The sequence below is a fragment of the Viridibacillus sp. NPDC096237 genome (genome assembly GCF_050278625.1).
GTDB lineage: Bacteria > Bacillota > Bacilli > Bacillales_A > Planococcaceae > Viridibacillus.
In genome coordinates, this window is the sequence record NZ_JBNNTI010000010.1 from 23,047 (window position 1) to 48,809 (window position 25,763).

A 25,763-nucleotide genomic window follows, 5' to 3' on the forward strand; every position below is an offset into this window, starting at 1 on the left:
TTTTTCATGGATATCGGTTTCGATTGCCTGAACTAGGTTATCTATTAGTATTTTCGTAAAGAATTTGGTGTATGATTAGTCCATTTTTCGCCAATGATTCTATGGCAATTATTAAAAATTCGCTCAATTAGTTGGGTAGAATTCGCTAAGATTCTTATACTGAAGCCTGGTACGGCAAGTCTTGAAATCCCAACTTTAAAATCAGCTTTCTCCATTCGAATTATTTCATATAGTTCATCAAGGAGAGCATTTTCCGTATTTTCACTTATTGCGACCATTGAGCCTAAGTGAGTATAACCTTCCATAAAACCAAGCCCAGACAGGTTTTGATTGTTAGGAGTTAACTTAATATGATCAAACATGCCAAGTTTTCCGTCTAAATAAATTTCAGTAAGTAATTGAACGGTAGCGTAGCTGAATCTTTCACCGCTTGGAGACCATCCAGGGGTAAGAATATCTGTAGATAGGAATGTTGCACCACGCTCCATATGAATTACATTCTTCTGCTTATAACGAGCATTTTCATAAGCAATTAATGGATCGGGCAGGTATTCTAAGTAACTTCCTTTTTTTAGTGAAATAGTTGTTTCCTGATAAGCAAAGCTCTTCGGTGTTTTATATACTTTTGTTGCGGATTGCGTAGTTAGTGTTACCTTCGCATCTTTGTTAGCGGATATCTCCAATTTGTAACGATCACCGTCTAAATAACCACCACCGGGATTTAAAAGGTAATAGCAAACTTGTCCTGAATCATCGTGGTAAATCGGTCGCATAACTTTCAGTGCTCCTTGGAAATACACATTCTTAGCGACCGTTTTCCCTTTCCGTTCTTCCAGGTCTAGTGATAAAACACCAGTCCAATCTGACATATTAATCTAAACCTTTTAAGAAAGCGTGTTTCTTAATCCATTCAATTATTTCAGGGAGACCTTCATCGTTTTTTAAGTTAGTGAAAACAAATGGTTTGGCACCGCGGAATACTTTTGTATCCTCTGCCATTACTTCAAGGCTAGCACCAACATACGGAGCAAGGTCCGTTTTATTAATGATGAACAAATCGGATTTAATCATGCCTTGTCCACCTTTACGAGGGATTTTCTCACCTTGTGCAACATCAATAATATAAATCGAAAAGTCAACTAGCTCAGGGCTAAAAGTAGCAGCTAAATTATCACCACCGCTTTCAACAAAAATAAGCTCAACGTCTGTATGACGCTCAATTAATTCATCAATAGCAGCAAAGTTCATAGAAGCATCTTCTCGAATAGCAGTGTGAGGGCAACCACCTGTTTCAACACCGATAATTCGATCTTCAGGAAGAACACCATTTTGGATTAAAAATTTTGCATCTTCTTTTGTGTAAATATCATTTGTAACAACAGCCATTTTTATTTCATTTTCAAGATGGCGTGTTAATTTTTCTACAAGCATTGTTTTACCTGCACCAACAGGACCACCAACGCCAATTTTAATTGGTTCCATTAAAACACTTCCTTTTCTGATTCTTTTTTAAACTATTAAGACATAAATATCCGAATATTGACACGTTCGTGATTCATTTGAGATAGTTCTATTCCTGGAGAAACAATTCCAAAATCATCTTCTGATAATTGCATAATGCGTTCTACAGCTAGAGTAATCTCAGGTATAAACTTGTGGGAAATCGTTTGTCCTGCTGTTTGACCAAGTGGAATAGCTCGTACGGCATTTTGCACTTGGCTAGAAATTGAAGAATATAAATGATACTGAATAGCTTCTTCTTTTGATACGCTAAGCCCATGTGCTACGATTGCAAAAACAATAGAAGGGTGACCAAATACATTCTTATTTTTAATTTCTTCCTTATATAGAGAAAGAATCGGCATATCGTAAAGGGTAGTTGTCAGTTGAAGCATTCTCTTGCCAATCATTTGAGTACCTTCCCGTGTTTCTCTCGGTAAGTTTTGAACCGTTAATAGACGATCGAGATTCCATACTTTTTGAAGGTTATCCTCCACAAGTGCTTCAAAAGCGAGACGACATGCAAGTCCATCAGAGTAGATGAGTTGCTCATGCAGATATACTTGAAGCCACCCGAAAAACGTTTCCTGGTCATGTACTTTATTTTCCTGTATATAACTCTCCAAACCAAAAGAATGGCTGAAGGCCCCTGTAGGAAAATTAGAGTCACATAACTGGAATAAAGAGAGGATCTTTCTAGTCATGACTATGACCTATGTGACGGAATGCTTGTTTTACTTTGCGATCTTCCCTTTTAAAAGGAATGCCTAATTCTTGAAGTAACTCTTCAACTAAATAATCATATTGAACCAACATATCATTTTCTTCAAACTGAGCTGGTAAGTGACGATTACCAAGTTGATGAGCGATTGTCCCCATCTCTTTGATGTCACGAGGACTAATGACAAGTAAATCATCAGATAAAACATCTATTACAATCATATTTTTTTCATCCATATACAAGACATCACCAGCAACAAGATCACGAGGTGCTTTTAATCGAATACCAAATTCATTGCCGTGATCTGTTTTAACACGTTGGATACGCTTCATTAAATGCGCGCTTTCCAAGTAGACTTTCTCCATATGCCGTTTTTTTATGTCAGCTGGATCCATCTGGTCTAAATTTGTTACGATTTTTTCAATTATCATTATTTTTCACCTCAGAATAAGAAATAGCGCTGTGCCATAGGTACCGTATCAACCGGATCACATGTCAGCAATTCGTCGTTTATTTTTACTTCATATGTTTGTGGATCAACTGTAATATTAGGTGTTTCAGAATTTAATTTCATATCTTTTTTAGTTAGTGTCCGAATTCCGCCAACAGGGAGAATGATTTTATTAAGCCCAAGCTTTTCATGAACACCATCATCAAATGCAGCTTGCGAAATGAAAGTTGCTGAGCTTCTTGCTAACGCTTTTCCAAGTTGTGCATACATTGGACGGTAAATATATGGTTGCGGAGTTGGGATAGATGCATTGGCATCACCCATTAATCCAGTAACCGCAAGTCCGCTTTTAAGAACCATTTCCGGTTTCACTCCAAAGAATTTTGGATTCCATAGAACTAAATCTGCCATTTTTCCAATCTCAATAGAGCCTACATGTTTTGAAATCCCATGTGTGATTGCGGGGTTAATCGTATATTTAGCGATAAAACGCTTAGCTCGGTTGTTGTCAGCATGTTGGCTATCACCTTCTAGAGGACCTCTTTGTTTTTTCATTTTATCTGCTACTTGCCATGTGCGTAAAACAACTTCTCCTACACGGCCCATTGCTTGGGAGTCAGAGCTCACCATGCTAAATACGCCCATATCATGAAGGATATCTTCAGCTGCAATTGTTTCTTTTCTAATTCTAGAATCTGCAAACGCAATGTCTTCCGGAACGGAAGGATTTAAGTGATGACAAACCATAACCATATCAAGATGTTCATCGATAGTATTTACGGTATAAGGGAGAGTAGGGTTCGTTGATGAAGGCAGAATGTTAAGGTAACCTGCCGATTTGATTAAATCAGGTGCATGCCCACCGCCTGCGCCTTCAGTATGGTACATGTGAAGAACTCGGTCTTTTACTGCTGCCATAGTATTTTCCATAAAGCCACTTTCGTTTAAAGTGTCTGCGTGAAGGGCAACTTGGATATCATATTCATCTGCTACTCGTAGCGCGTAGTCAAGAGATGAACCGGTAGCCCCCCAGTCTTCATGCACTTTTAAGCCGATTACACCAGCTCGGACTTGTTCTATTAAAGGGCTAATAGATGCGGCATGTCCTTTGCCTGTAAATCCAATGTTGATAGGAAGTCCTTCTGCTGCTTCTAGCATGCGATGAATATTCCATTCACCTGGAGTAACTGTTGTAGCCTTAGAACCTGCTGCTGGACCTGTACCGCCACCGATTAATGTTGTTGTTCCAGCTGTCAACGCAGTTTGTACTTGTTCAGGATTAATAAAGTGAACATGTGTATCGATTGCTCCAGCTGTAACGATTAAACCTTCTCCAGCAATTATTTCTGTTGCTGTGCCAATGATAATATCTACATTATCCATAACAAGTGGGTTACCACTCTTACCGATGCCAAAAATCTTACCATCACGGATAGCTAAATCGGCTTTGCAAATGCCAGTATAATCAAAAATAATTACGTTTGTTATAACTGTATCTGCAACGCCATCAGCACGGGTTGCAAGTGGGTGTTGGCCCATGCCATCTCGAATGACCTTTCCTCCGCCAAAGACAACTTCTTCTCCGTAAGAAGTGAAGTCCTTTTCGATTTGAATAAACAAATCTGTATCAGCAAGACGGACAGAATCACCAGTAGTTGGTCCATACATTTCAGCATATTGCTTTCGGGACATTTTAAAAGTCATAATGCGTCCTCACTTTCTAATTTACCGTCTACTTTATTATTGAATCCGTATATGCGGCGTTCTCCTGCAAAATCAATTAGTTGAATTTCTTTTTCATCTCCGGGTTCAAAACGAACTGCTGCTCCAGCAGGAACATTTAGACGTTTTCCGTAAGCCTTATCTCTAATAAATTTAAGTGCTTCATTTACTTCATAGAAGTGGAAATGTGATCCGACTTGAACAGGGCGGTCGCCTATGTTAATGACATTAACAGTAACTACCTCGAAGCCTTCATTACAAATAATCTCTTTTTCTTTTAAAATATATTCTCCTGGTTTCATATAGCAACTCCTCCTATTATCGTATTGGACTGTGGATAGTTACCAATTTTGTTCCATCTGGAAAAGTTGCTTCAACTTGAATATCATCGATCATTTCAGGAATTCCATCCATAACATCGTCTTGAGTCAAGATGGTAGAACCGTATTCCATTAGTTCTGCAACAGTCTTCCCATCTCTCGCTCCTTCCATTACCTCGTACGTAATAAGGGCAACAGATTCTGGATGATTCAATTTTAGACCCCTACCCTTTCGGCGTCTTGCAAGGTCAGCTGCCACTACAATCATTAGTTTGTCAATTTCACGCGGCAATAAATGCATAGTCCACTCCTCCTGGTATAAATCTTAAATAAAAATAGTATTTTACTTGGTAGAAAGGCGGAGATTAACTAAAAAATAAAATAAATATTTATCTATTTATTTTCTCTGAAATCCCATTAATTAACCTTTCTAAAGAATTTTAACATATAAATAATTTAAGATGAAGTTTTACGTAATGCGAAATATATTTAAAATAAAGTTAAAGTATTAATATAAAATTTCGATTGCCTTCCAACAAAATGTGAGTTTATATTTATGTGATTTTACTTTAGTTTGCAGATAGATTTTCTTTTAATCTGTTCTAACGAGTTACATTCTAAGGAAGTTGTGTACTTAATTTCAAAGTAGGAAAGCTAATAATGCATAGCTCGGTAATAAGTATCAAGATGCTATAATTATGGTTGAGGTGAGATAGATGAGTAAATATACTACGTGTAAGGGCAAGACGTTTTGTTCATTTGAATAATTGTATGAAAGCTCATAGTTTTTACAATCTCACATTTGACCCTAGTTATTTGTGGAATGGGGTTCAAACGAACATGGATATAATCGATTATTTTGATTGGGTTGAAATTTTAAAAAAAGCCTTAAAGGCCAGTTTATATTTACTGGTCTTTATACTATTAAACGGGCAGTTATAGTCCGCGTTTATGAATTGTATTTTATTATTTATTGAATATGGAGTGATTAAAATAACTATAGTATTGTTTTTATTAGCTGGGTTAGGTGAGATAGGTGGAGGATACCTTATCTGGCTATGGCTTAGAGAAGGAAGACCATTTTATTTTGGGGTTTTCGGAGGTATAGCCCTAGCTTTATATGGCGTTGTAGCAACATTTCAATCGTTCCCTTCGTTCGGACGAGTTTATGCAGCATATGGGGGTGTTTTTATCATCCTATCAGTGTTATGGGGATGGGGAGTTGATAAGAAAGCTCCCGACTTATATGATTGGATAGGTGCAATTATTTGTTTAGTTGGAGTTTCTGTCATGCTATGGGCTCCCCGTAATTAAATAGCATTGACTGAGTAACCTCTATTTAATAGAAAGAGTAAATCAATTATTGGCTCTTTAAAAATCCTAAGGCAATCAAATAATTTAATAGCTATTTAGCATGTTTTTTCAAACCATTGAAAAACATGCTTTTTTATTTATCCACTTTTTGAGTAAAGCCAAAGAAACAGTGATGTTGAAAAAGAGGATTGTATTGCTATGTTAGCGAAATAAAATAAAGGAACCTTATTTAAAATATGTATTGTTTCTAAGCTAACGTTATAAATAATAGAGCTAAAACGTAGCTTAGATTGTTAATGAAATTTATGCGAAGGGGTTTTTCTATTGAAACAAGCTTTACTAGTGATTGATGCTCAACAAGAGTTAATTGAGGGTGATGAAAAAGAGCAAAGCGTTCTAAATAAAGAGAAACTGTTGAATAATATCAATTCGGTAATAAATAAGGCAGTGGAATCGGATGCATTAGTCATTTTTATGAGAGATAAAGATGTTGCGCAAGGTGAAGGTAAAGGATTTCAAGTTCATGAGCAAATTAAAGTGCCGCTAACTGCTAAAGTATTTGATAAGGAGGCTACTAATTCGTTCTATAAAACACCGTTGATGGACTTTTTAAAAGATCATGAAGTCGAGCATTTAGTAGTTATGGGATGTAAAACAGAGCATTGTGTTGATACCGCTGTTAGAACTGCAACGGTAAATTATTTTGACGTAACCCTAGTTGAAGATGGTCATTCAACAACGGACGCTACAAATTTATCTGCTGATAAGATAATTAATCATCATAATGAAATCCTACATGGTCATTACAATGTAGATAATTTTTCCGTTGTTAGAAATAGTAGTGAAGATTTGTTTAAACCAACGCATAACAATTATAGATAAATAAACTGGGGTTCACTTTTCTTCTTACTACCCATTTTAAATAAAGCATTCATTTTGATTAATTTCAAAATGGATGCTTTTATCGTTTAGAACAAAGGAAGTTTTAAAATGGATATAGTTGGTGATTTCATAGTTGAGATTGATGCTTATTTTATTTTTAAAAATATGAGAATGTTAGTAGGTCACGTTCGTTGTATATAGTGAGAAAGCTTTTTCAATTTAAAAAGGAGATCATGCCATGAGAATTTCAGAGAAGAATTTTGTTAAGCGTTTAAAGAAACAAGATGAAGATGCACTTGAATATGTTATCGATACGTATATGCCTTTTATAAAAGCAATTGTTTATAAAATTTTACAACCACTTGGGAAAGTAGACTTAGTGGAAGAGTGTATGAGCGATGTTTTTTTATCGGTATGGCAAAATTCAACGCAATTTAAGGGTGATGCAATCGAATTCAAAAAATGGATTGGCATGATTGCAAAATATAAAGCGATTGACCAATACCGAGCGATAGAGAAACAGCAAGCAAAAGAGCAAGTTCTTGATGGTACAGATAATTTTGCTTCAGGGAATCTAACACAAGATCAGATTTTGCAGCGTGAAGAGAGACATGAGTTGCTGTTTGAACTAAGTAAATTAGAACCTGTAGATAGAGATATATTCACAATGAAGTATTTCCTAGAGATGGCGAATGGCGAAATAGCAGATGCTCTTTTTATATCGAAAGCGGCAGTAGATAACCGCTTATACCGCGGGAAGAGAAAGCTAGCATATTCCATAACAAAGAGTTTGGAGGAGCGATGGACATGACAAATCAGTATAAAAAGTGGGCTAATTTTAATATTGAAGATATTGAGCCAATGGACGTAACGGATATTGAAAAGGCACGTATGAAACAGCGTATTATTAATAGAAAAATCACAAAAATAAAACGCCCAGTTTGGCGTATTGTTGCTGTAGCATTAATGATATTCATTGGAAGTGCGACAACAGTTAGTTTTGCGATGCCGAGCGTAGCATCACAAATCCCAATTATAAAAGGTATCATCAATTATTTTACTTCTGACAATGATAAGTTTTATGAAAAATATTCAGAATATGCAACGGATATTGAAGAAGTACAAATGAGTAATGGCATTACGATGATGATTGAAAACGCTGTTTATGATGGTAAAACAATTACAATTACCTACGCACTAGAAACAGAACGTGATTTAGGTGTAAATCCACGAATTGGACAGTTCTTTAAAGTTAAAGGTAGTATTGCAGCTGCGGGGGGAGATTCGCTCCAACAAATAAGTCCAACAAAATATGTAGGTCTAGCACGTGTAACTCCAACATTCAAAAAAGACCTAGAAAAAGTTCAAGTGCAATGGTCTCCTAAAAGTTATAGAAATGATATAACAGATGAAACGATTAAAGGAGATTGGAAGTTTAATTTTGAATTAGAAAAAATTCAAGATGAAATTCAGTTAGTTGACCAATCTATGACAGAAGCAGGTATGAAATTAATTATTAATGAGATTCGTAAAACGGATGTATCAACGATTATTAAAATGAAACAAATAACTGAATCTAAATTATTAAAAATATGGCATTTGGCAAGTCCTACTCTTGAGATTCATGATGATGTCGGTAACGTATATTATGTTGAAGATAATGGTGGTTCGTATTCTGATAATGGTGTAACTGCCACTGCTGAATGGAGTCAATCAATAGGAGTCATTGATGAAAAAGCTACAAAGCTTTACATTGAGCCGACAATAGTTTTGAGTTTAGGGGATGCAAAGGGTAGCAAAAAATATAAAATGAAAACAATTGAGATTCCTCTTGATTAAGTCTTTATAAAAATCAAGAATTCTTACTAATATAAAAATCCATTTCGATTAACTTCGAATTGGATTTATTTTTATTTATAGCTTAAAAAAATTTATCTCCAAATTATAAAACATAATATTGCAATAACTAATCTAATTAGTTATTATATTAATAATATTAGTTTTTAGAAAAGGAGCTTGATAAAGGATGAGAATTACGAAAATTGGTACAGTATTTCAATTGTCTTTTATGCCACGTGTATTTCCGGTTAATTGTTATTTAGTAGAGGAGGAAAATGAACTTACATTGATTGATGCAGCCCTACCTTTCAGCACAAAGGGGATAATAGATGCAGCCGAGCGTATTGGCAAACCGATTACAAGAATTGTACTTACCCATGCGCACAATGATCATATAGGTGCTTTAGATACGTTGAAAGAATTATTACCAAATGCTCAAGTAAGCATTTCTTCTAGGGATTCCTTATTATTGGCTGGGGACTCCACCTTGCTACCAAATGAAAAAAATAAACCAATTCGTGGTGGAGTTCCAAAAAATATTAAAACTAAACCAGATTTATTATTAGAAGACGGTGATCGCATTGGTTCACTAGAAGTAATCGCGACGCCAGGTCATACACCTGGATCCATAACACTTTTTGACACACGCAATCGTAGTCTGATTGCAGGTGATGCCTTTATTACAAGAGGAAAGATAGTAGTATCTGGGTTAATGAATGCCTTATTCCCGTTTCCAGCTTTAGCTACGTGGGATAAACGTATAGCTCTTGAGAGTGCAAAGAAATTGATGAGTTATCAACCAAGTCTGCTTGCGGTAGGGCATGGCAAAATGCTGGAGCAACCAGGGGCTAAAATAGAGCAGGCAATAGCGGAAGCAGAGAAAAAGTTCTAACAATCTAAATAGGAAGTGACAATGAAATGACTCGTCGTATGAAATTAGATGTATCAATTATTTTAGAGAAAGCAACAGAGTTAGCTGATGAGAATGGTTTAGATCAACTTTCGCTAGGCTCATTAGCCGAGAAATTAGGAGTACGACCTCCTTCCTTATACAATCATTTTGAAGGTCTAAATGGATTGAAGCAGAAGTTAGCAATTCATGGAGTTAAAAAACTTTATGAATATATGCTTCAGGCTGCAGTCGGAAGATCGGGTGATGAAGCAGTGCGTGCAGTGAGTGAGGCGTATATTCAATTTGTCAGAACTCACCCGGGGCTTTATGACGCTAGCAATCGTTTTCCGGATGCTGACGATAAAGAATTACAACAAGCCCATGATTTAGTCGTACAGTTAGTTGTTCAAGTACTACAAGCATACAATTTGCAGGAGGAAACAGCGATTCATATGGTCCGAGGATTAAGAAGTATACTACATGGATTTACTTCTATTGAGCAAATGGGTGGCTTTGGAATGCCACTAGATATTGATAAAAGTTTTTTAATTCTCATTAATACTTTTATTGAAGGTATTCATACAGTTGTAATCAATGAAGGCGCGTATGAACAGGAGGAATAATTCAGGTGACATTACTAACAGTGATATAAGCGCTAATTATTTGAATGATTAATAAGGAAAATTTTTTTGATTATAGAAGCTGCTAGACAAAAAGAAATTACTTTCTCTAACATTTATTTTCTAACTCATATTAATGTTAGCCCTAATTGATATCATTTAGGGCTATTTTTTATTTAAGTATTTATGTTGAAAAAGATTTATTGCTCAATTATAATTTACCTAACGATAGGTAAATTATAAAGTGATATCTTTTCAGGGAGTTATTGATATCATCTTTTGGGGGATGGATTACATGAGTAAAACTAAAGGCCGTATTACAGGGCTCGACTTCGCTCGTTCTTTAGCAATGTTTGGTATGTTCATAGTGAATTTTACTGTTATCACTGGTGCAGAGACGAATGGACCTAATTGGTTAGTTCGTTTGACTACGCTTTTTGAAGGGCATGCTTCGGCGCTTTTTGTATTACTTGCGGGTATAGGTATTGCGTTAATGACTCGTAAGGCTAGAGAAGGACACGATCACCAATTGATTGGAGATATGCGAATCGTTATTTGGAAGCGTGCGTTATTTCTATCTATAGCAGGTTTGGGATTGTATATGGTAGGGTGGACCGGTGATATTCTCCATTATTACGGGGTCTATTTATTTTTCATAGGTTTCTTAATTAGTTTTCCTAAAAAAGTGCTCTTAATCATTACGATTGTAGTTGTTATGATTGCTCAATGTATACAGTTAACATTTGATGTTTTTGTAGGATGGGATCCTGGTGCATTGTATATGGATTATGTGGGTTTTTGGACTATTAAAGGATTTTTACGCAATCTTTTCTTTAATGGCTACCATCCAATTTTCCCGTGGTTCGCTTTTATATTAATTGGATTTGCCATAGGCAGTCTTGATTTTAAAAGTAATCAGATACGCCGAAAACTATTATTGGTAGGCGTGATAATTCTTTTCTTTACAGAAGCTCTGTCAAAGATATTGATTTCTCAAACTTCCTCTGTGTTAACAATGGAAGTAGCGGAATTTTTGTTTAATACAGGGCCTATACTGCCGGGTATTCTTTATATTACCTCTGCGGGTGGTTCAGCTTTAATCATTTTAATCGCCGCCTTATACATTACTGAACGATTTACAAAGAGTAAGCTTGTTGCATCAATCATTGCCTCTGGGCAAATGACATTAACACACTACATTGCACATATTCTTATTGGTGTAAGCTTTCTAGAATGGATTGGTCGAGCTGAGCATCAATCACTAACCTTCATATACAGCTTTTGCATTGTGTTCTATATAGTATGTATTTTATTTAGTACACTATGGCAACGGAAATTTTCAAGAGGACCAGTAGAATGCTTGATGAGGTATTTAACCAAATAGTGTTTAGTGACAATAAAGTAAAGAGGCGAGAAGTGGGATATACTGTACTAGAGGATGAGGGACATGGATTCACGAAAAAGGCGAATGAAATTTACGTGTACGAGAAAATACTGGAATTTTTTAATACACATATCATTAATGAAAAAGTAGTGGTAGCTAATACTGAAATTTAAAGAAAGGCTACTTTTCGTTTTAAATACTGAACGAAAAGTAGCCTGTATTATTTTTTGATATTTAGTTATTAAGATTATTTTACATTTTAAATTTGCTAATTAAATCTTGCAATTCAACAGCAAGCTTAGACAACGATTTTGTAGAAGTGGAGACTTCCTGCATCGCTGCTAATTGTTCTTCCGTTGTTGCAGCTACTCTTTGAGAATGTTGTGAAGCTTCTTTTGTTGCATGTGTATTGTTAGAAACAGTAGCTGCAACTTCTTGAGCACTAGCAGACATTTCCTCTACAGTAGCAGCCATATCAGTTACTTTTTCTTTCATACTCAGCAATTCACTGGCAATTTCCTTAAAGCTTGCGTCTGTTTTGCTGACAATATTTAGTCCATCTATTACTTCTAATTTGACGTTATTCATCGATTCTGTAGAACGAGACATATTCAGTTGAATATCTTTTATTAAATTTGAGATTTGTTGAGAAGAGCTTTGAGATTGCTCAGCAAGTTTACGAACTTCTTCTGCAACAACGGCGAATCCTTTTCCGTGTTCACCTGCACGAGCAGCTTCAATAGCGGCATTTAATGCTAATAAATTGGTTTGATCAGCAATATCGTTAATTACTTTAGAGATTTCGCCGATTTCGGTCGAACTTGAATCAAGTAATTGAAGAACTTCACCACTTTCATTAACTTTTTGGTGGATTGAGTTAATTTGTTTTACTGTTTGTTCGACGTAGACATTCCCTTGTTGTGTTTGGGTAGTAATCATTGCTCCAACTTCAGATATATCTGCAGAGTTTTCTGCTAAATTTTGAATTGCTATAGTCACTTCTTCCAGAGATTGTGAACTTTCTAATAGACTGTTTGTACTTTCTTCCGAGCCACTAGCAATTAGCTGTATTGAATTTGTTATTTCCTCTGTCGCTTTACTAGTTTCATCTGCAACAGCTGTTAGTTGTTCAGCTGAGGAAGCCACATGCTCTGATGATTGGTTAATTTGAATGAGAAGCGCCTTCATGTTTGATTTCATAGTGTTAAAATCATTTGTCAGTACACCAATTTCATCATTTGTAATAACTTCCACATCTTCCCCTGAAAAATCACCAGAAGCTGTTCGATTTAATTCGCGACTAATTTGTGTAACTGGTTTCGTTAATCTGCTGGAGAATATATACGCGATAATGATCCCAATAATAATTGCTATGCCTCCAATAATAATTGTAGTGATAGCAACTTTAGAGGCACCGCTGTTAAATTCTTTTTCAAATGATTTTGAGGTAATCGTCCATCCCCAATAAGGTTCTTTCTGAGCGTAGGCTATATTTCCTTCAATTTTATTTGTATTGGCATTCATCCATTTGTAAGTAATATAACCGCCTTTTTCTCCGGCTTTTAAAAGCTCTTTCCCGATTAATATGCCGTCTTCCGTTTCTGTATTCATGAGTTCTGCACCTTCGTTCCGAGGGTCCATCACGTTTATTGCATTTTCATCAATGGCATATACAAAACCGTTATCTCTAATTGTATATTCCTTTTTTATAGGTCGTTTATTGTCGGCATCTTTTTCCCCAAATAATTCAACTCTTAATTTCTCTTGAGCTTCTTCTAAAGTAAGGTTCCCGTCTTTAACTTCTTGATCTAATACAGAAATCATAGCGATGACCATATTTGTGTTTTGTTGTAGTTCTTCTATTCCAGATGAAGTCAATTCCTTTTTGGAAGTAGAGTATGTACTGAATCCTATAATTGTTGTAGGAATGATTAATAGAAGGGTACATAGAATAATCAATTTTCGTTTGAGTGATATCTTAATTTTGTTCATTTTACATCTCCATTACTATAATTTTTCGTTATATTGTTAAATATGAAATCAATGGGACTTTTACCTTTTATTAAATAATATCGACATTTTTCTACAATTATTAATGAAGTTAAGTTAGTGCTTTTAAAATAAAATTAATACTAATAAACTGCAACAGAATCCATTAAAGCATTTATTTTCATCACATTAAATAGGCCTATAATTTTCTTGGATTTTTGTTTCCACATTAATTTTTCTATATGTTTGCTCAAGCAAAGAATAAACAATACAAAATAGTACAACCTAACCTCACTGACATATTTAAGGGAGGATTTATATTGAGTAAAATTATACAAATTTCTTTGGCTGTGCTTCTTGCAATTTCCTTAGTTGGATGTGGAACGAATAGGGACTCCAATGATCCAGCCAAAAATGAAGTACAAAATAATGCTACAAAACCAAGCACTGATAAGAATGTAACGACTGAAGAGAAAACGACTAAAGGGAATGATGATAAACTTAAATTAGCAAATGACGTGGCAGAAAAAATAACAGAAATGAAAGAAGTAGACACGGCTACCGCTATTGTATTTGATAAAAATGCATATGTGGCTGTTATGCTAAAAGAGGGAACTAAAGGAAACAAAGAGATAGAGAAAAAAATTGCAGATTTAGCAAAAGAGATTGATACTAATTTGAAAAATGTGTACGTTTCATTGAATCCAGATGTTGTAAAACAAATGAATGATTATAGAGATAAAATCAATGCTAACGAGCCAATTGAAGGGATTTTCAAAGAATTTTCCGATATGGTAAAAAGAGTATTCCCTACTGCTCATTAAATATAAACATAACGGATAACTGATATGTAGAGCCTGTTTTGATTAATTTTTTCAAAACAGGTTTTTGCTCTTTATAATATTGAAGAAGTGAAAATTTGTAGCCCTTAATAATAGTAATTGTTTATTGTGTTCTGTACATGTCAATAATATATAAATCAAACTGTTGACATGATAAAAAAACTCTGTTAAATTTATCTTAAATTCAAGATAAATGAATTCGAGATAATAAAATCCGGTAATATATAAATTTTTTTAATTATATATCTCGAATTCGAGATATATAATGTAGTTAAGCTTAATATAATTATGGAGGAATACAATATGAACCATTTAAAAGGAATTCACCACGTAACAGCTATCACAAGTAGTGCAGAAAAAAACTACGAATTTTTCACATATGTTTTAGGTATGCGTTTAGTGAAAAAAACTGTTAACCAAGACGATATTCAAACGTATCATTTATTTTTTGCTGATGACAAAGGGAGTGCAGGAACGGATATGACATTCTTCGATTTCCCAGGCATCCCAAAAGGTGTACATGGTACAAATGAAATTTCAAAAACATCATTCCGTGTACCAAGTGATGCAGCATTAGATTATTGGGTAAAACGTTTTGATCGACTAGAAGTAGCGCATACTGGCATTAGCAAACAATTTGGTAAAAAGGCACTTTCATTTGTAGATTTTGACGATCAACGCTATCAATTAATTTCTGACGAAAACAATATAGGCGTTGCTAGTGGAACACCATGGCAAGATGGACCCATTCCTCTAGAACATGCAATTACAGGATTAGGACCAATCTTTATTCGCATCGCTAATTTTGATTACTTTAAGGAAATGTTGGAAAAGGCATTAGCATTTAAAGAAATTACTCAAGAAGGATCATTCCACTTGTTTGAAGTTGGCGAGGGAGGTAATGGTGCACAAGTTGTTGTAGAGCATAATGCTACCCTTCCTCAAGCGCAACAAGGATTTGGATCAGTTCATCATACTGCTTTCCGTGTAGAAGATCGTTCTGTTTTAGAAGAATGGATTCATCGTATGGAAGGCTTCGGATTCAATACATCAGGTTACGTTAATCGTCATTTCTTCGAGTCATTATACGTGAGAGTTGCACAAGGAATTTTATTTGAGTTCGCAACAGATGGTCCTGGTTTTATGGGAGATGAACGATATGAAACTCTTGGAGAAAAGTTATCTTTACCTCCGTTCTTAGAGCCAAAACGTGAGCAAATCGAAAAATTAGTTCGTCCAATCGATACAGTAAGAAGTACAAAAGAATTCATTAAAGAATAATATTTAAAGTAATCTAAGAGGTGGAAAATGAGCATTTTTAATAAATTTTATGGAAAATCAACGAAACATACAAAAGACAATTTAGGAGGAAATGAAATGTTGAAAATAGGTATTGTTTTAGGAAGTACACGTGAAGGTCGAGTAAGTCCACAAGTAGGAGAATGGGTGAAAGACCTTGCTAATCAACGTGGAGACGCAGAATATGAAATCATCGATATTGCAGATTTTAAATTACCGTTTTTAGGAGATCCAAATGGTGATCCTCAAGGAATTAGTGGTTGGTCGGAGAAAATTAATGGCTGCGATGGATTTGTATTCATCGTTCAAGAATACAATCATAGTATTACAGGGGCATTAAAAAATGCATTGGATTTACTACGTGCAGAGTGGAACAACAAAGCAGCGGGTATCGTAAGTTATGGTTCAGTAGGTGGAGCGCGTGCAGCTGAACATCTACGTGGAATTCTTGGAGAATTATTGGTTGCAGATGTACGTGTACATCCTGCATTATCATTGTTTACTGATTTCGAAAACGGCACAGTTTTCAAGCCGGCTAACGTTCAAGCAGCATCCGTCAACGATATGCTTGACCAACTTATTGCTTGGAGCGGAGCGTTAAAACCTTTACGTAAATAAATAATATATGAACGATAACAGTAAGAGGAGGGAATAAAAAGTTCTCTCCTTTTTTAAAACTTAAGTAAATCAAATGCTAAATTCGATTAATTAATATTTTATCGCTTACGTAGTGAAGTGATAACAAAATAAGAAAACATTTGAGAAATAATACAATGTGATCATTAATTTGGCTTCGTTTAAATTGTCGAATGACTTTTTAAAACGTTTTGATTTAATAACGCACCAATTTAAATTTATAAGATCCTCTGTAAAACCATTATGTGTTTTATAGGGGATTTATTTTTTAGATGAGTATCCCGTGGTAATTTGAAGTCTTTAAAATATGTGCATTTTAGCAGCAGATTTATTGAAAATTGGAGTTTTGCAATGTTTTAAAATGGCTTTTATATAAATACAGAGTTTAAATATAGTTCTATTTGTGATGTAGTCAAATGATTGTTAGTTTCTGAAAATAAAATATATAATAAAGGAAGAATAAGGAGGTTTTTATATGCAAAATTTTACTTTTTGGAATCCTACGAAACTCATTTTTGGACAAGGACAGTTAGAGCAGATAAAAACCGAGGTGCCGAAATACGGTAAAAAGGTATTAGTTGTTTATGGTGCCGGAAGTATTAAACGAAATGGTCTATATGACAATGTGATGAATATGTTAAATGAAATAGGCGCAGAGGTTTTTGAGCTATCTGGAGTAGAACCTAACCCGCGACTTACAACAGCTAGAAAAGGGATTGATATTTGTAAAACTGAAAATATCGATTTTATTTTAGCAGTTGGTGGCGGTAGTGTAATCGATTGTACGAAGCTTATTGCAGCAGGTGCAAAATATGACGGAGATGCATGGGATTTAGTCGTTAAAAAAGCATTTGCAACAGAAGCTCTTCCATTCGGAACGGTATTAACACTTGCTGCAACAGGCTCTGAAATGAACGCTGGTTCTGTTATTACGAATTGGGAAACTCAAGAAAAGTATGGTTGGGGAAGTGCTGTAACATTCCCGCAATTTTCAATTTTAGATCCAGTTAATACTTTCTCAGTTCCTGAAAATCAAACGATTTATGGAATGGTAGATATGATGTCGCATGTATTAGAACATTATTTCCATCTTGAAGAAAACACTCTTTTCCAAGATCGTATGTGCGAATCATTATTGTTAACTGTAATGGAGACTGCACCAAAGTTGTTAACGGACCTTGAAAATTATGAGTATCGTTCTACGATTTTATATAACGGCACTATGGCGTTAAATGGAATCTTAAATATGGGCTATCGTGGAGACTGGGCTTCTCATAATCTTGAGCATGCTGTTTCTGCAGTTTATGATATTCCTCATGGCGGTGGACTTGCGATTCTATTCCCTCATTGGATGGAACACAATCTAAAAGTGAAACCAGCACGATTTAAACAATTGGCTGTGCGAGTATTTGGTGTTAATCCTGAAGGGAAAACTGATGAAGAAGCAGGATTAGAAGGTATTCAAAAACTACGCGAATTCTGGAACAGCATCGGTGCTCCAGCACGTCTAGCTGATTATGATATTGATGATAGCGAACTAGAGATTATGGCAGATAAAGCGATGATTTATGGTGAATTCGGTAATTTCACAAAACTGAACAAAGAAGATGTAATGGATATTTATCGCGCATCATTGTAATCTTGGAAACTTATATTATATATATTTGAGTCATAGGGAGGGCTATCTCTCAATGGCTCTTTTTTATTTCCCCGCATAATAGACAAATGTCTCTTAACCTTACTATACAATTCCTAACAATAATGAACATGTAAATGGTTCATTTGAGAATAGTGTACCAATCACCATGGCAATTAATGGTGCTAATAATGTAAAAGAAGCTACTTTGCTTGATCGCCTAAACGCATTATATAAAAATAAGTTGCCGTAGCTCCTGGGTTGATCTTAATCAGTATTTATTTAATTAATCGTCCAGAAGCAAGTTTTTCCTTTGTTCGGCGTGTAGAGCATAAGCATCTATAAAGCAAGTTGTTAATTAATATAGCAAAAATAGCCTTAAATTGCGGATGCTCAATCTTTTTTGGGTTTTTATATGTAATTAAATACAGTAGGGACATATGTCCTTTTCAAGATAACCGTATGTGTTTTTTAATAGAGAGAACAGCTTGAATGGGGGAGAGGAATATGTGGGGAATTATTTTTGCGTTTTTAGGTGGAGCCTTTATTACGCTACAAGGGGTAGCTAATGCACGGATTAGTCAAGATATTGGTACTTGGCAAACTGCGACAATAACGCAATTAACGGGATTTGTAATGGCTTTACTAATCTTCCTTTTTGTCAGAGATGGTAGCTTGCAAATGTTCAAAAAAGTAAAACCATACTATTTGGTTGGTGGTGCATTTGCCGCCATAATTATTTTTAGTAATATTTCGGCGATTCATCAGATTGGTGTTACGCTAACTATATCAGCAGTTCTCATTGCCCAGCTCGGTTTAACTTTTGTTATTGATATTAAAGGTTGGTTCGGTGTGGCAAAACAACAGATGAAGTTACCACAGTTTATCGGTATTGGAATGATGGTAGCTGGAGTAATTATTTTAGGTTTATAAAAAACATTTAGAATGACTAAGACGAAAGTATAGGAGGTGGAGATGGTTCATGAAGAAAATAGAGGATCGTGAGCAACTCAATCACTATTTAAAAGCTTATCAATTAGAATTCATTTTCAATGAATCTTTAATAGAGCATTTATCACTTTATAGCTTTGACCAAGGCGAAGATATTTGTTCGCAGGGAGATTCGTCGCATTATCTTTATATACTTGTGAAGGGGAAAATCAAAGTTTTTACTACCTCCTTGGAAGGTAGAAAATTAATACTCTCTTTTAAGAATCCACTTTATCTAATTGGAGATATTGAATACGTTCAAGATATAGATATCATAAATACAGTTGAAGCCGTTTCGCCTGTTATTATGATTGGTATTCAATATCAATGGCTAAAAAAGTATGGGAGCGATTATACGCCATTATTGCAATTCTTACTCGAAACCATTTCAAGAAAATTTCATATAAAATCAAACTTTTTTAGTTTTAATTTGCTATATCCAGTAGAAGTACGATTAGCTAGTTATTTGTTGTCCATGTCCTTTGATGAATCCGATGCACAATATGGTGGAGGACTAAGTACAAATAGTTTAAGAGATGTAGCGGATTTAATTGGAACGAGTTATAGACATCTCAATAGAGTTATTCAGCATTTATGCACCGAAGGATTAATTGAACGTACAAAAGACTCAATCAATGTAACAAACCGTGAGGCATTGAGCACGCTTGCCAATCACAATATTTATGAATGAAATAAACGTAGAGAGGAGTAGCGATGATGATTGTAGGGTTAATATTAGCGCTTGTAGCAGGTTCATTAGTTGGTTTGCAAAATATTTTTAATAGCAAAGTAAATGAACATACAGGTTCTTGGGCTTCAACAACATTGGTGTTAGGAATGGGGTTTTTAGCATCACTGATGGTGGGGTTAATTGTTGAGGGTGGAAACTTATTTAATTTACAAAATATGCAATCATGGTATTGGTTCAGCGGGTTAATTGGTGTTGGTGTCGTTACCTGTATTTTGAATGGCATTAAATTGCTTGGTCCGACATATGCCATTTCAATTGTACTGACATCACAACTTTGTTTCGCATTATTATGGGACTCACTAGGCTGGTTTGGACTAGAGCAAGTGCCTTTTACATTACAGCAGTTATTAGGAGTATTAGTCATAGCTGGTGGCATAATTGTCTATAAATTTGGTGGTAGAACAGTAGAGGCAGGGGAACAACTTTGAAAAAATATCAGACTTTATTATTTGATGTAGATGATACGTTATTAGATTTTGGTGCAGCAGAGAAAGAGGCGTTGTACTTACTTTTTAAAGATCAAAAAATAACCTTAACAGACGAAATCGAAGAGCGTTATAAGAAAATTAATCAAGGTCTTTGGAGTGCTTTTGAAAAAGGCGAAATCAATCACGATGAGGTAGTAAACACACGCTTTGCTCTTCTATTCAAAGAATATGGTAAAGAAGTGGATGGTCCCTTATTAGAAAGAAATTATCGAACCCACTTAGAAGAAGGACATCAGCTTATCGAAGGTGCCTTGGAATTAATCACAAGCCTACAAGATAGATATAACTTATATATTGTAACTAACGGTGTTTCCAAAACGCAGGACAAACGTCTACGGGCTTCAGGATTACACACACTATTTAAGGATATTTTCGTGTCAGAAGATACAGGTTTCCAAAAACCGATGAAAGAATACTTTGATTACGTCTTTGCACGAATTCCAAACATATTGACAGAGGATACTTTAATTATCGGAGATTCTTTAAGTTCAGATATTAAAGGTGGACAGTTAGCAGGTATTGATACGTGTTGGTTTAACCCGCATATGAAGCCAAACAATACTGAAATTATGCCAACCTATCAAATTCAAAAACTTGAAGAGTTATATCAAACACTAAACAGAAAATAATAATTTTAGATTAATTACTGTAGATAGAGCGCTTCTTTATTTTTATAAAGATTGAAGAGAAAGAAGATTTTAGAGGAAAAAAGAAATGTCATCGGCTTTGGCAAAAAAGGGAACTGAAGGAATGCTTGTAAATATGAAAAGACTATGACAGTATATAAGCATGCAAGCAACAACCTATATAACTTTAGTATGTCCAGCTCGGAATGGCTTTTTTTACTGAGCACTATAAATCCTTTCAGGGGTGAATGGACCACAACGAACGGAGGAAATAACACTATGTTAGATTTACCAAATTGTCCAAAATGTAATTCAGAATACACTTATGAGGATGGAAGTCTTTTTGTATGCCCGGAGTGTGCACACGAGTGGACTTTAGAATCTGAAGAGAGTGAAGATACAAAGGTCATCAAGGATGCTAATGGAAACGTGCTAAACGATGGTGATTCAGTTACTGTTATTAAAGACCTTAAAGTAAAAGGTAGCTCTTCAGTGCTGAAAATCGGGACAAAAGTAAAGAGCATCCGCTTAGTCGAAGGGGATCATAATATTGATTGCAAAATCGACGGTTTTGGAGCAATGAAATTAAAATCTGAATTCGTTAAAAAGATTTAATATCAGATTGCTTATAGGAGAATTCATTTTGAGTAGTACTTTATCAAAATGAGTTCTTTTTTTTCATTAAGTTTTAAATGAATATAAAAAGACAACAAATGCAGGCTTAGCTATTGTAAGTGCCTACTACATAGGGGCACTAACATAACTCGTCCTTTATTCGTTGCCTTTTAAGGAGATTATCCATCTTTAACTCAATCGTCTGAAGGCTTATCAGCAATATAGACACGTTCCCTCTTGTTTATAAATTTTGGGCTTAACAAAATGATCTTGCGGATTCTTTACTTAGAACCAAATCATTAGCATTTCGTAAAGAGGGACGCTTATGATTATGAAACTATAGAATCAGCTCATATCAAATTAATCTACACTATTTTCGATAAACTCAAAAAAATCAGGTGTTTGTATTTCTTGAAGATAATTTAATTTCTCTAAAATCTTCATACTGATCTCTTGTTCCAAATCTTCTCGCTCTTGCATACGAGTGTTAATCAAACTTTTCTTAATAGCAGGTCTAAAGATTTCTAGTAATCGTTCTAGGTCTTTGTTTTCTACTTCATGCAAGATTTGATTTTCCATCATGTTCCCCCATTTCTTTCTAAAATCTAAAAATAAGGCTTAAAAACAAAACATGATAATTTGCGTAAAGAATGAAAGGTAGTGCCTTATTTTATTTCTCCTGTTTGCATGCATTTCTTAATTTCTTTAAAGCAGCTTGATGGTTATATGAAATAGTTTGTTCAGATTCATTTAATATTTTTGCGATTTGTTTGTTATTAATGTTATGAATGTAGATTAATTCTAAAATACGTAATTGCTTATTTGATAGCAACTTCATTTTAGAATTAAGATGAGCATTAGCAATATAGTCACTAATGTTTTTTTGTTTTTGTTGAAAATTGATAAAAGTAGTATCTTCGTCGGTCGACATAAGAAGGTCCATTAATAGGTGTTTTTCTTGAGCGATGGATTCTTCAGTTACACCGGGAATAGGAAGATTCTTTTTATAATAGTTACGTAACTTTTTATCAAATTCAATTGCAGAAAAGTGGATGGTTTTTGAAATATAAGAAATTAAGATAATGTTTTTATAATATCTGCGAAAGGAAGCATTTAGTTGTTCGATACTTTCTTTGTCCATGTCATTGATTGCCTTATTAAAAATATGTTGGTTTTCGCCACTTTTTAAGAATTCTTTCATAATAGGTTGTTTCATCATAGCATCATATTTCTTGAAAAATTCTTCTTCTCTAACTGTCATCATCTACACTCCTCCTTTCATGTGAAAGAGAAATATAATACAAATTGATCGACAAATATTATTATGAATTTTAGAATTTTTAAGGTGTATATAAGTGGTTTTAAAATTAGTTTTATTATTACTATACTATGGTTTAAGTTAATAATTATGTTAAATTTAACCATAACATAAAAATTTGAAATGAAAATGTATCTTTTTTATCATTTTTAATGAAAAACACATATCATTATTAAAAATGAATAAAGAATAATTTTGATAATGGGACTCACCGATTTTTTCAGAAAACACTGAATAGAGATTATCTTCTGATAAATTACATTGGAAGGGCCATAATACATCTAATTCATCTGAATTTTGAACTATCTAGTAATCGTCGAGGCTATTTTTATATATTATGACCCTTTCAATAATCCTGGGTTGATGAGTTAAGACAAGAAATACTATTTTTAATTCACCCTTTTTTTTTCTGAACAATTACTTCTCGGAGATAGTCTAATCCAGTTGTTAATCGTTCTAGTTTTTTCTCAAAGCGTATTAATAGATAAATTGTCATTACAATTGGAAATCCAAGATTCGAGATTAAATAAACCCAATCTGCTTCGGTTCCCATATTAACCCCTCCTATTTTAATTGGATAAAGCCATTGCCCACTTGACTGATAGGGAAATCCATTTTTCTTGAATGACTACTAAAATATCTCTCAATTTGTGCTGGAAGTAGCATTTGATCATATTTGTGTATGAGATTTAAGATTAAAGCAACTGCTCCCGAAGCATGTGGAGCAGCCATTGAAGTACCAGTTAATTTCACGTATTTGCCATCTAAGTGAGTTGATAAAACATCTTCACCAGGCGCCATAAATTTTAAATTTAAATTAGTATGAGAAAAAACTGAAGGAACTAAATCGTTATTAACAGAGCCTATTGAAAGTGTTTCGTCGTAAAAAGCAGGGTAGGATATTTCGTATGTTTCAGAATCACCATCACCACCATTTCCAGCTGCTGCAACGATAATGAGCCCGGCATCATATACATTTTTTACTGTTTTATATAATTCATTTGTATGTGTAGGACCTCCTAGCGACATATTAATTACGCTTACTTTTTCACCATTAGGACCTGTCCATTTCATTGCATAATTCAATGCTTCAATTAATTGATCATAAGAACCTGAACCTTTTCTATCTAAAACTTTTAAAATTAATAAGTTGCATTTAGGAGCTACACCTATCACACCTACCCCATTATTTCTAGCTCCTATAATTCCAGCAACGTGTGTACCGTGCCCATTATAATCTTCGAAAGTATTTGGATCCCCATTATCATCATTTGTGAAATTATATCCCCCAATAATGGCGTCTTTTAAATCTGGATGATGTGTGGTAATACCCGTATCCATAATGGCTACAACAACGCCACTACCTTCGGAAGCCTCTGACCAAACTTCTCTAGCTTTGATGAGATCTACTCCGGGAGGAACAACTTCTAATTCATTATAAAATGATAAGATTTTGTATTTACCTAATTCGATTTTCGGCATAATATCCATCCTTTTCATATTAGTTTTTTTGTACAAAATAAACTCACATGATATTCGGCAAAACATACGGAACAAAGCAATGTCTTAACTGGTATTTCCTAGGCAATGATTAATTTGCTCTTTTGAATTCCTCCTTTATATTTCGTTATATTCTTTAAAGAGAAATTTAGAATAAATTATCAAAATAGTTAATCAATTTAGGTCTAATATCATTATGGTGACATTAAAATTGAAAATTTAAACAGACTGTCCAGGGAATTAGGAGGAGAAAGGCATAAGAAAATACAGTGAAGAGTTCTTCAAAGTTGTTGAATATCGCTTATAGACAGTTAAGCGAGTATGTATGTCCTGCATGAGTTAGATTTTCTTAAGGCTTATTTTAGGTAACTTATCGCTATTTTTGTACCAGATATAGTGGAAAATGAAAATTACAGAGTTGTTCGTGTTATATTTTGTCTATGAAGTGGGGGTGGGGATTTTATGCAAATTAAATTGATTATCGATGAGAAGTATGTTGAGACAGAAATACATATTCATGCGAATGCTTACAACGGAGAATTGGAGCAACTTATGAAGAATTTGAAGACAACGAGTACGGATGTTATAGATGGCTATATACAACAGGACATTTACATGTTGAAGATTGCGGATATTTATTTTGTATATTCTGAAGGTGCCAAGATTTACTTTCAAACAGATGAGCATGAATACGAGTCGAAGAGGAAGTTATATGAGCTTGAGGAGCTATTAGAAACAGATTTTGTCCGTGTAAATAAATCGACACTCGTTAATGTATCGAAAATCGTTTCCATGAAAATGGAAAGAACCGGTATGATGCAACTAGTAATGGATAATGATACGACAACTCATGCGAGTCGAATGTATTTAAAGGGATTAAAAAAAAGATTAGGAATCGGGAGGAATGTAAGATGAAGCAATTTTTTCAACTCGCAATTTTAGGAGCACTTATTGGCTTAAGTACCTCATATATGATTATTACAATCGATTTATTAGTCAATCCAACTTACACTCTCGACGGCAATGAGCTGTTTTTAGAATTTAGACTAGCTATAATTCTTGGAATCGGTTGTGGCATTACATCACTCATTTTTTATATGGAAAGATGGTCAATAGTGGTTAAGTTAATCATTCACTATTTTATTATTCTAGCGCTGGTACTTATTTGTGGGGCATTTGGAGAATGGTATGAAAATCCTGTTGAGAAACCGGGAGAATTTTTCTTGTTTTTTGCTGTACAATTAACAATTTATCTTGCAATATTTGTACTTATTTATTGGACGAGTTATCAAGAAGTAAAAAACATTAATGAAAAATTAAAAAGAAGATCAAAAGAAAATCATCAGCCAACAATAAAACTTAGAGAATAATAGCTGATTAACGCTCATGATGAACTATCGATTTAGTTTAAAGCATTTTAAAAAGAGG

At 34.5% G+C, this 25,763-nt stretch carries 31 protein-coding genes; 19 read left to right on the forward strand and 12 right to left on the reverse strand.

Annotated features, from left to right (window positions below):
* Positions 1-44 precede the first annotated feature (44 nt).
* From ACQKMD_RS08055 to ACQKMD_RS08085, 7 genes are read right to left on the reverse strand one after another with little or no spacing between them, the layout of a single operon-like run.
* Positions 45-869 (reverse strand): urease accessory protein UreD, encoded by an 825-nt coding sequence (locus ACQKMD_RS08055; protein WP_427750984.1) that lies wholly within the window; start codon positions 867-869, stop codon positions 45-47.
* A gap of 1 nt (position 870) precedes the next feature.
* Positions 871-1,482, reverse strand: a complete 612-nt coding sequence (ureG, locus tag ACQKMD_RS08060; RefSeq protein WP_427750986.1) for an urease accessory protein UreG — start codon at positions 1,480-1,482, stop codon at positions 871-873.
* A gap of 35 nt (positions 1,483-1,517) precedes the next feature.
* Entirely contained in the window at positions 1,518-2,204 is a 687-nt protein-coding gene (locus ACQKMD_RS08065) for an urease accessory protein UreF (RefSeq protein WP_427750988.1), read from the reverse strand.
* Positions 2,197-2,652 (reverse strand): urease accessory protein UreE, encoded by a 456-nt coding sequence (gene ureE, locus ACQKMD_RS08070; protein ID WP_427750989.1) that lies wholly within the window; start codon positions 2,650-2,652, stop codon positions 2,197-2,199. Before ureE ends, ACQKMD_RS08065 begins: the two co-directional genes overlap by 8 nt.
* Positions 2,653-2,663: 11 nt before the next feature.
* Positions 2,664-4,376: an urease subunit alpha gene (gene ureC, locus ACQKMD_RS08075; protein ID WP_427750991.1), complete on the reverse strand. Its 1,713-nt coding sequence runs from the start codon at positions 4,374-4,376 to the stop codon at positions 2,664-2,666.
* Positions 4,373-4,696: an urease subunit beta gene (ureB, locus tag ACQKMD_RS08080; protein WP_427750993.1), complete on the reverse strand. Its 324-nt coding sequence runs from the start codon at positions 4,694-4,696 to the stop codon at positions 4,373-4,375. Before ureB ends, ureC begins: the two co-directional genes overlap by 4 nt.
* A gap of 16 nt (positions 4,697-4,712) precedes the next feature.
* A complete protein-coding gene (locus tag ACQKMD_RS08085) occupies positions 4,713-5,015 on the reverse strand; it encodes an urease subunit gamma (RefSeq protein ID WP_427750995.1) in 303 nt (100 codons plus the stop codon).
* Positions 5,016-5,665: 650 nt separating this feature from the next.
* Between ACQKMD_RS08085 and ACQKMD_RS08090 the strand changes: the two genes are divergently transcribed.
* From ACQKMD_RS08090 to ACQKMD_RS08125, 8 genes are all read left to right on the forward strand, one after another.
* Complete coding sequence (locus ACQKMD_RS08090; protein ID WP_427750996.1) at positions 5,666-6,028, forward strand: YnfA family protein; 363 nt, start codon at positions 5,666-5,668, stop codon at positions 6,026-6,028.
* 324 nt (positions 6,029-6,352) lie between these two features.
* Positions 6,353-6,910 (forward strand): isochorismatase family protein, encoded by a 558-nt coding sequence (locus ACQKMD_RS08095; protein WP_427750998.1) that lies wholly within the window; start codon positions 6,353-6,355, stop codon positions 6,908-6,910.
* Positions 6,911-7,148: 238 nt separating this feature from the next.
* The gene (locus ACQKMD_RS08100; RefSeq protein WP_427751000.1) at positions 7,149-7,721 is read left to right on the forward strand and encodes a sigma-70 family RNA polymerase sigma factor; all 573 of its coding nucleotides are present in this window, start codon (positions 7,149-7,151) and stop codon (positions 7,719-7,721) included.
* A complete protein-coding gene (locus ACQKMD_RS08105) occupies positions 7,718-8,749 on the forward strand; it encodes a DUF4179 domain-containing protein (protein WP_427751002.1) in 1,032 nt (343 codons plus the stop codon). The genes ACQKMD_RS08100 and ACQKMD_RS08105 overlap by 4 nt, the downstream gene beginning before the upstream one ends.
* Positions 8,750-8,936: 187 nt before the next feature.
* The gene (locus ACQKMD_RS08110; protein ID WP_427751004.1) at positions 8,937-9,641 is read left to right on the forward strand and encodes an MBL fold metallo-hydrolase; all 705 of its coding nucleotides are present in this window, start codon (positions 8,937-8,939) and stop codon (positions 9,639-9,641) included.
* A gap of 26 nt (positions 9,642-9,667) precedes the next feature.
* Positions 9,668-10,264: a WHG domain-containing protein gene (locus tag ACQKMD_RS08115; protein WP_427751005.1), complete on the forward strand. Its 597-nt coding sequence runs from the start codon at positions 9,668-9,670 to the stop codon at positions 10,262-10,264.
* Between the two features lie 292 nt (positions 10,265-10,556).
* Entirely contained in the window at positions 10,557-11,645 is a 1,089-nt protein-coding gene (locus ACQKMD_RS08120) for a DUF418 domain-containing protein (protein ID WP_427751007.1), read from the forward strand.
* A gap of 32 nt (positions 11,646-11,677) precedes the next feature.
* Entirely contained in the window at positions 11,678-11,818 is a 141-nt protein-coding gene (locus ACQKMD_RS08125; RefSeq protein ID WP_427751008.1) for a hypothetical protein, read from the forward strand.
* Positions 11,819-11,897: 79 nt separating this feature from the next.
* Here ACQKMD_RS08125 and ACQKMD_RS08130 read toward each other — a convergent pair whose 3' ends face one another.
* Positions 11,898-13,637 carry a methyl-accepting chemotaxis protein gene (locus tag ACQKMD_RS08130; protein ID WP_427751010.1) on the reverse strand — a complete coding sequence of 580 codons (1,740 nt, stop codon included), beginning with the start codon at positions 13,635-13,637 and terminating at the stop codon, positions 11,898-11,900.
* Positions 13,638-13,954: 317 nt separating this feature from the next.
* Between ACQKMD_RS08130 and ACQKMD_RS08135 the strand changes: the two genes are divergently transcribed.
* The 9 genes from ACQKMD_RS08135 to ACQKMD_RS08175 all read left to right on the forward strand — a co-directional run bounded on the left by ACQKMD_RS08135 (position 13,955) and on the right by ACQKMD_RS08175 (position 21,517).
* On the forward strand, positions 13,955-14,458 hold the full coding sequence (locus ACQKMD_RS08135; RefSeq protein WP_427751012.1) for a YhcN/YlaJ family sporulation lipoprotein: 504 nt from the start codon (positions 13,955-13,957) through the stop codon (positions 14,456-14,458).
* A gap of 321 nt (positions 14,459-14,779) precedes the next feature.
* Entirely contained in the window at positions 14,780-15,757 is a 978-nt protein-coding gene (locus ACQKMD_RS08140) for a ring-cleaving dioxygenase (RefSeq protein WP_427751014.1), read from the forward strand.
* Positions 15,758-15,853: 96 nt separating this feature from the next.
* Positions 15,854-16,393, forward strand: coding sequence for an NADPH-dependent FMN reductase (locus ACQKMD_RS08145; RefSeq protein ID WP_427751016.1), 540 nt, complete (start codon positions 15,854-15,856; stop codon positions 16,391-16,393).
* A gap of 493 nt (positions 16,394-16,886) precedes the next feature.
* Positions 16,887-18,050, forward strand: a complete 1,164-nt coding sequence (locus ACQKMD_RS08150; RefSeq protein ID WP_427751017.1) for an iron-containing alcohol dehydrogenase — start codon at positions 16,887-16,889, stop codon at positions 18,048-18,050.
* A gap of 504 nt (positions 18,051-18,554) precedes the next feature.
* Entirely contained in the window at positions 18,555-18,980 is a 426-nt protein-coding gene (locus tag ACQKMD_RS08155; RefSeq protein ID WP_427751019.1) for a DMT family transporter, read from the forward strand.
* Positions 18,981-19,029: 49 nt separating this feature from the next.
* Positions 19,030-19,728, forward strand: a complete 699-nt coding sequence (locus ACQKMD_RS08160) for a Crp/Fnr family transcriptional regulator (RefSeq protein ID WP_427751021.1) — start codon at positions 19,030-19,032, stop codon at positions 19,726-19,728.
* A gap of 26 nt (positions 19,729-19,754) precedes the next feature.
* Positions 19,755-20,216, forward strand: a complete 462-nt coding sequence (locus ACQKMD_RS08165; RefSeq protein WP_427751131.1) for a DMT family transporter — start codon at positions 19,755-19,757, stop codon at positions 20,214-20,216.
* A complete protein-coding gene (locus ACQKMD_RS08170; RefSeq protein ID WP_427751023.1) occupies positions 20,213-20,905 on the forward strand; it encodes a YjjG family noncanonical pyrimidine nucleotidase in 693 nt (230 codons plus the stop codon). The genes ACQKMD_RS08165 and ACQKMD_RS08170 overlap by 4 nt, the downstream gene beginning before the upstream one ends.
* A 276-nt stretch (positions 20,906-21,181) precedes the next feature.
* Positions 21,182-21,517, forward strand: coding sequence for a zinc ribbon domain-containing protein YjdM (locus tag ACQKMD_RS08175; protein WP_076034731.1), 336 nt, complete (start codon positions 21,182-21,184; stop codon positions 21,515-21,517).
* 360 nt (positions 21,518-21,877) lie between these two features.
* Here ACQKMD_RS08175 and ACQKMD_RS08180 read toward each other — a convergent pair whose 3' ends face one another.
* From ACQKMD_RS08180 to ACQKMD_RS08195, 4 genes are all read right to left on the reverse strand, one after another.
* Complete coding sequence (locus ACQKMD_RS08180; RefSeq protein ID WP_427751025.1) at positions 21,878-22,096, reverse strand: helix-turn-helix domain-containing protein; 219 nt, start codon at positions 22,094-22,096, stop codon at positions 21,878-21,880.
* 91 nt (positions 22,097-22,187) lie between these two features.
* The gene (locus ACQKMD_RS08185) at positions 22,188-22,781 is read right to left on the reverse strand and encodes a sigma factor-like helix-turn-helix DNA-binding protein (RefSeq protein WP_427751027.1); all 594 of its coding nucleotides are present in this window, start codon (positions 22,779-22,781) and stop codon (positions 22,188-22,190) included.
* Between the two features lie 448 nt (positions 22,782-23,229).
* Positions 23,230-23,388: a YvrJ family protein gene (locus tag ACQKMD_RS08190; RefSeq protein WP_427751029.1), complete on the reverse strand. Its 159-nt coding sequence runs from the start codon at positions 23,386-23,388 to the stop codon at positions 23,230-23,232.
* An 11-nt stretch (positions 23,389-23,399) separates the two neighbouring features.
* Positions 23,400-24,317, reverse strand: coding sequence for a S8 family peptidase (locus ACQKMD_RS08195; RefSeq protein ID WP_427751031.1), 918 nt, complete (start codon positions 24,315-24,317; stop codon positions 23,400-23,402).
* A gap of 480 nt (positions 24,318-24,797) precedes the next feature.
* On the opposite strand from ACQKMD_RS08195, the gene ACQKMD_RS08200 reads away from it, so the two are divergent.
* On the forward strand, positions 24,798-25,250 hold the full coding sequence (locus tag ACQKMD_RS08200) for a LytTR family DNA-binding domain-containing protein (RefSeq protein WP_427751033.1): 453 nt from the start codon (positions 24,798-24,800) through the stop codon (positions 25,248-25,250).
* On the forward strand, positions 25,247-25,705 hold the full coding sequence (locus ACQKMD_RS08205) for a DUF3021 domain-containing protein (RefSeq protein ID WP_427751035.1): 459 nt from the start codon (positions 25,247-25,249) through the stop codon (positions 25,703-25,705). Before ACQKMD_RS08200 ends, ACQKMD_RS08205 begins: the two co-directional genes overlap by 4 nt.
* Positions 25,706-25,763 lie beyond the last annotated feature (58 nt).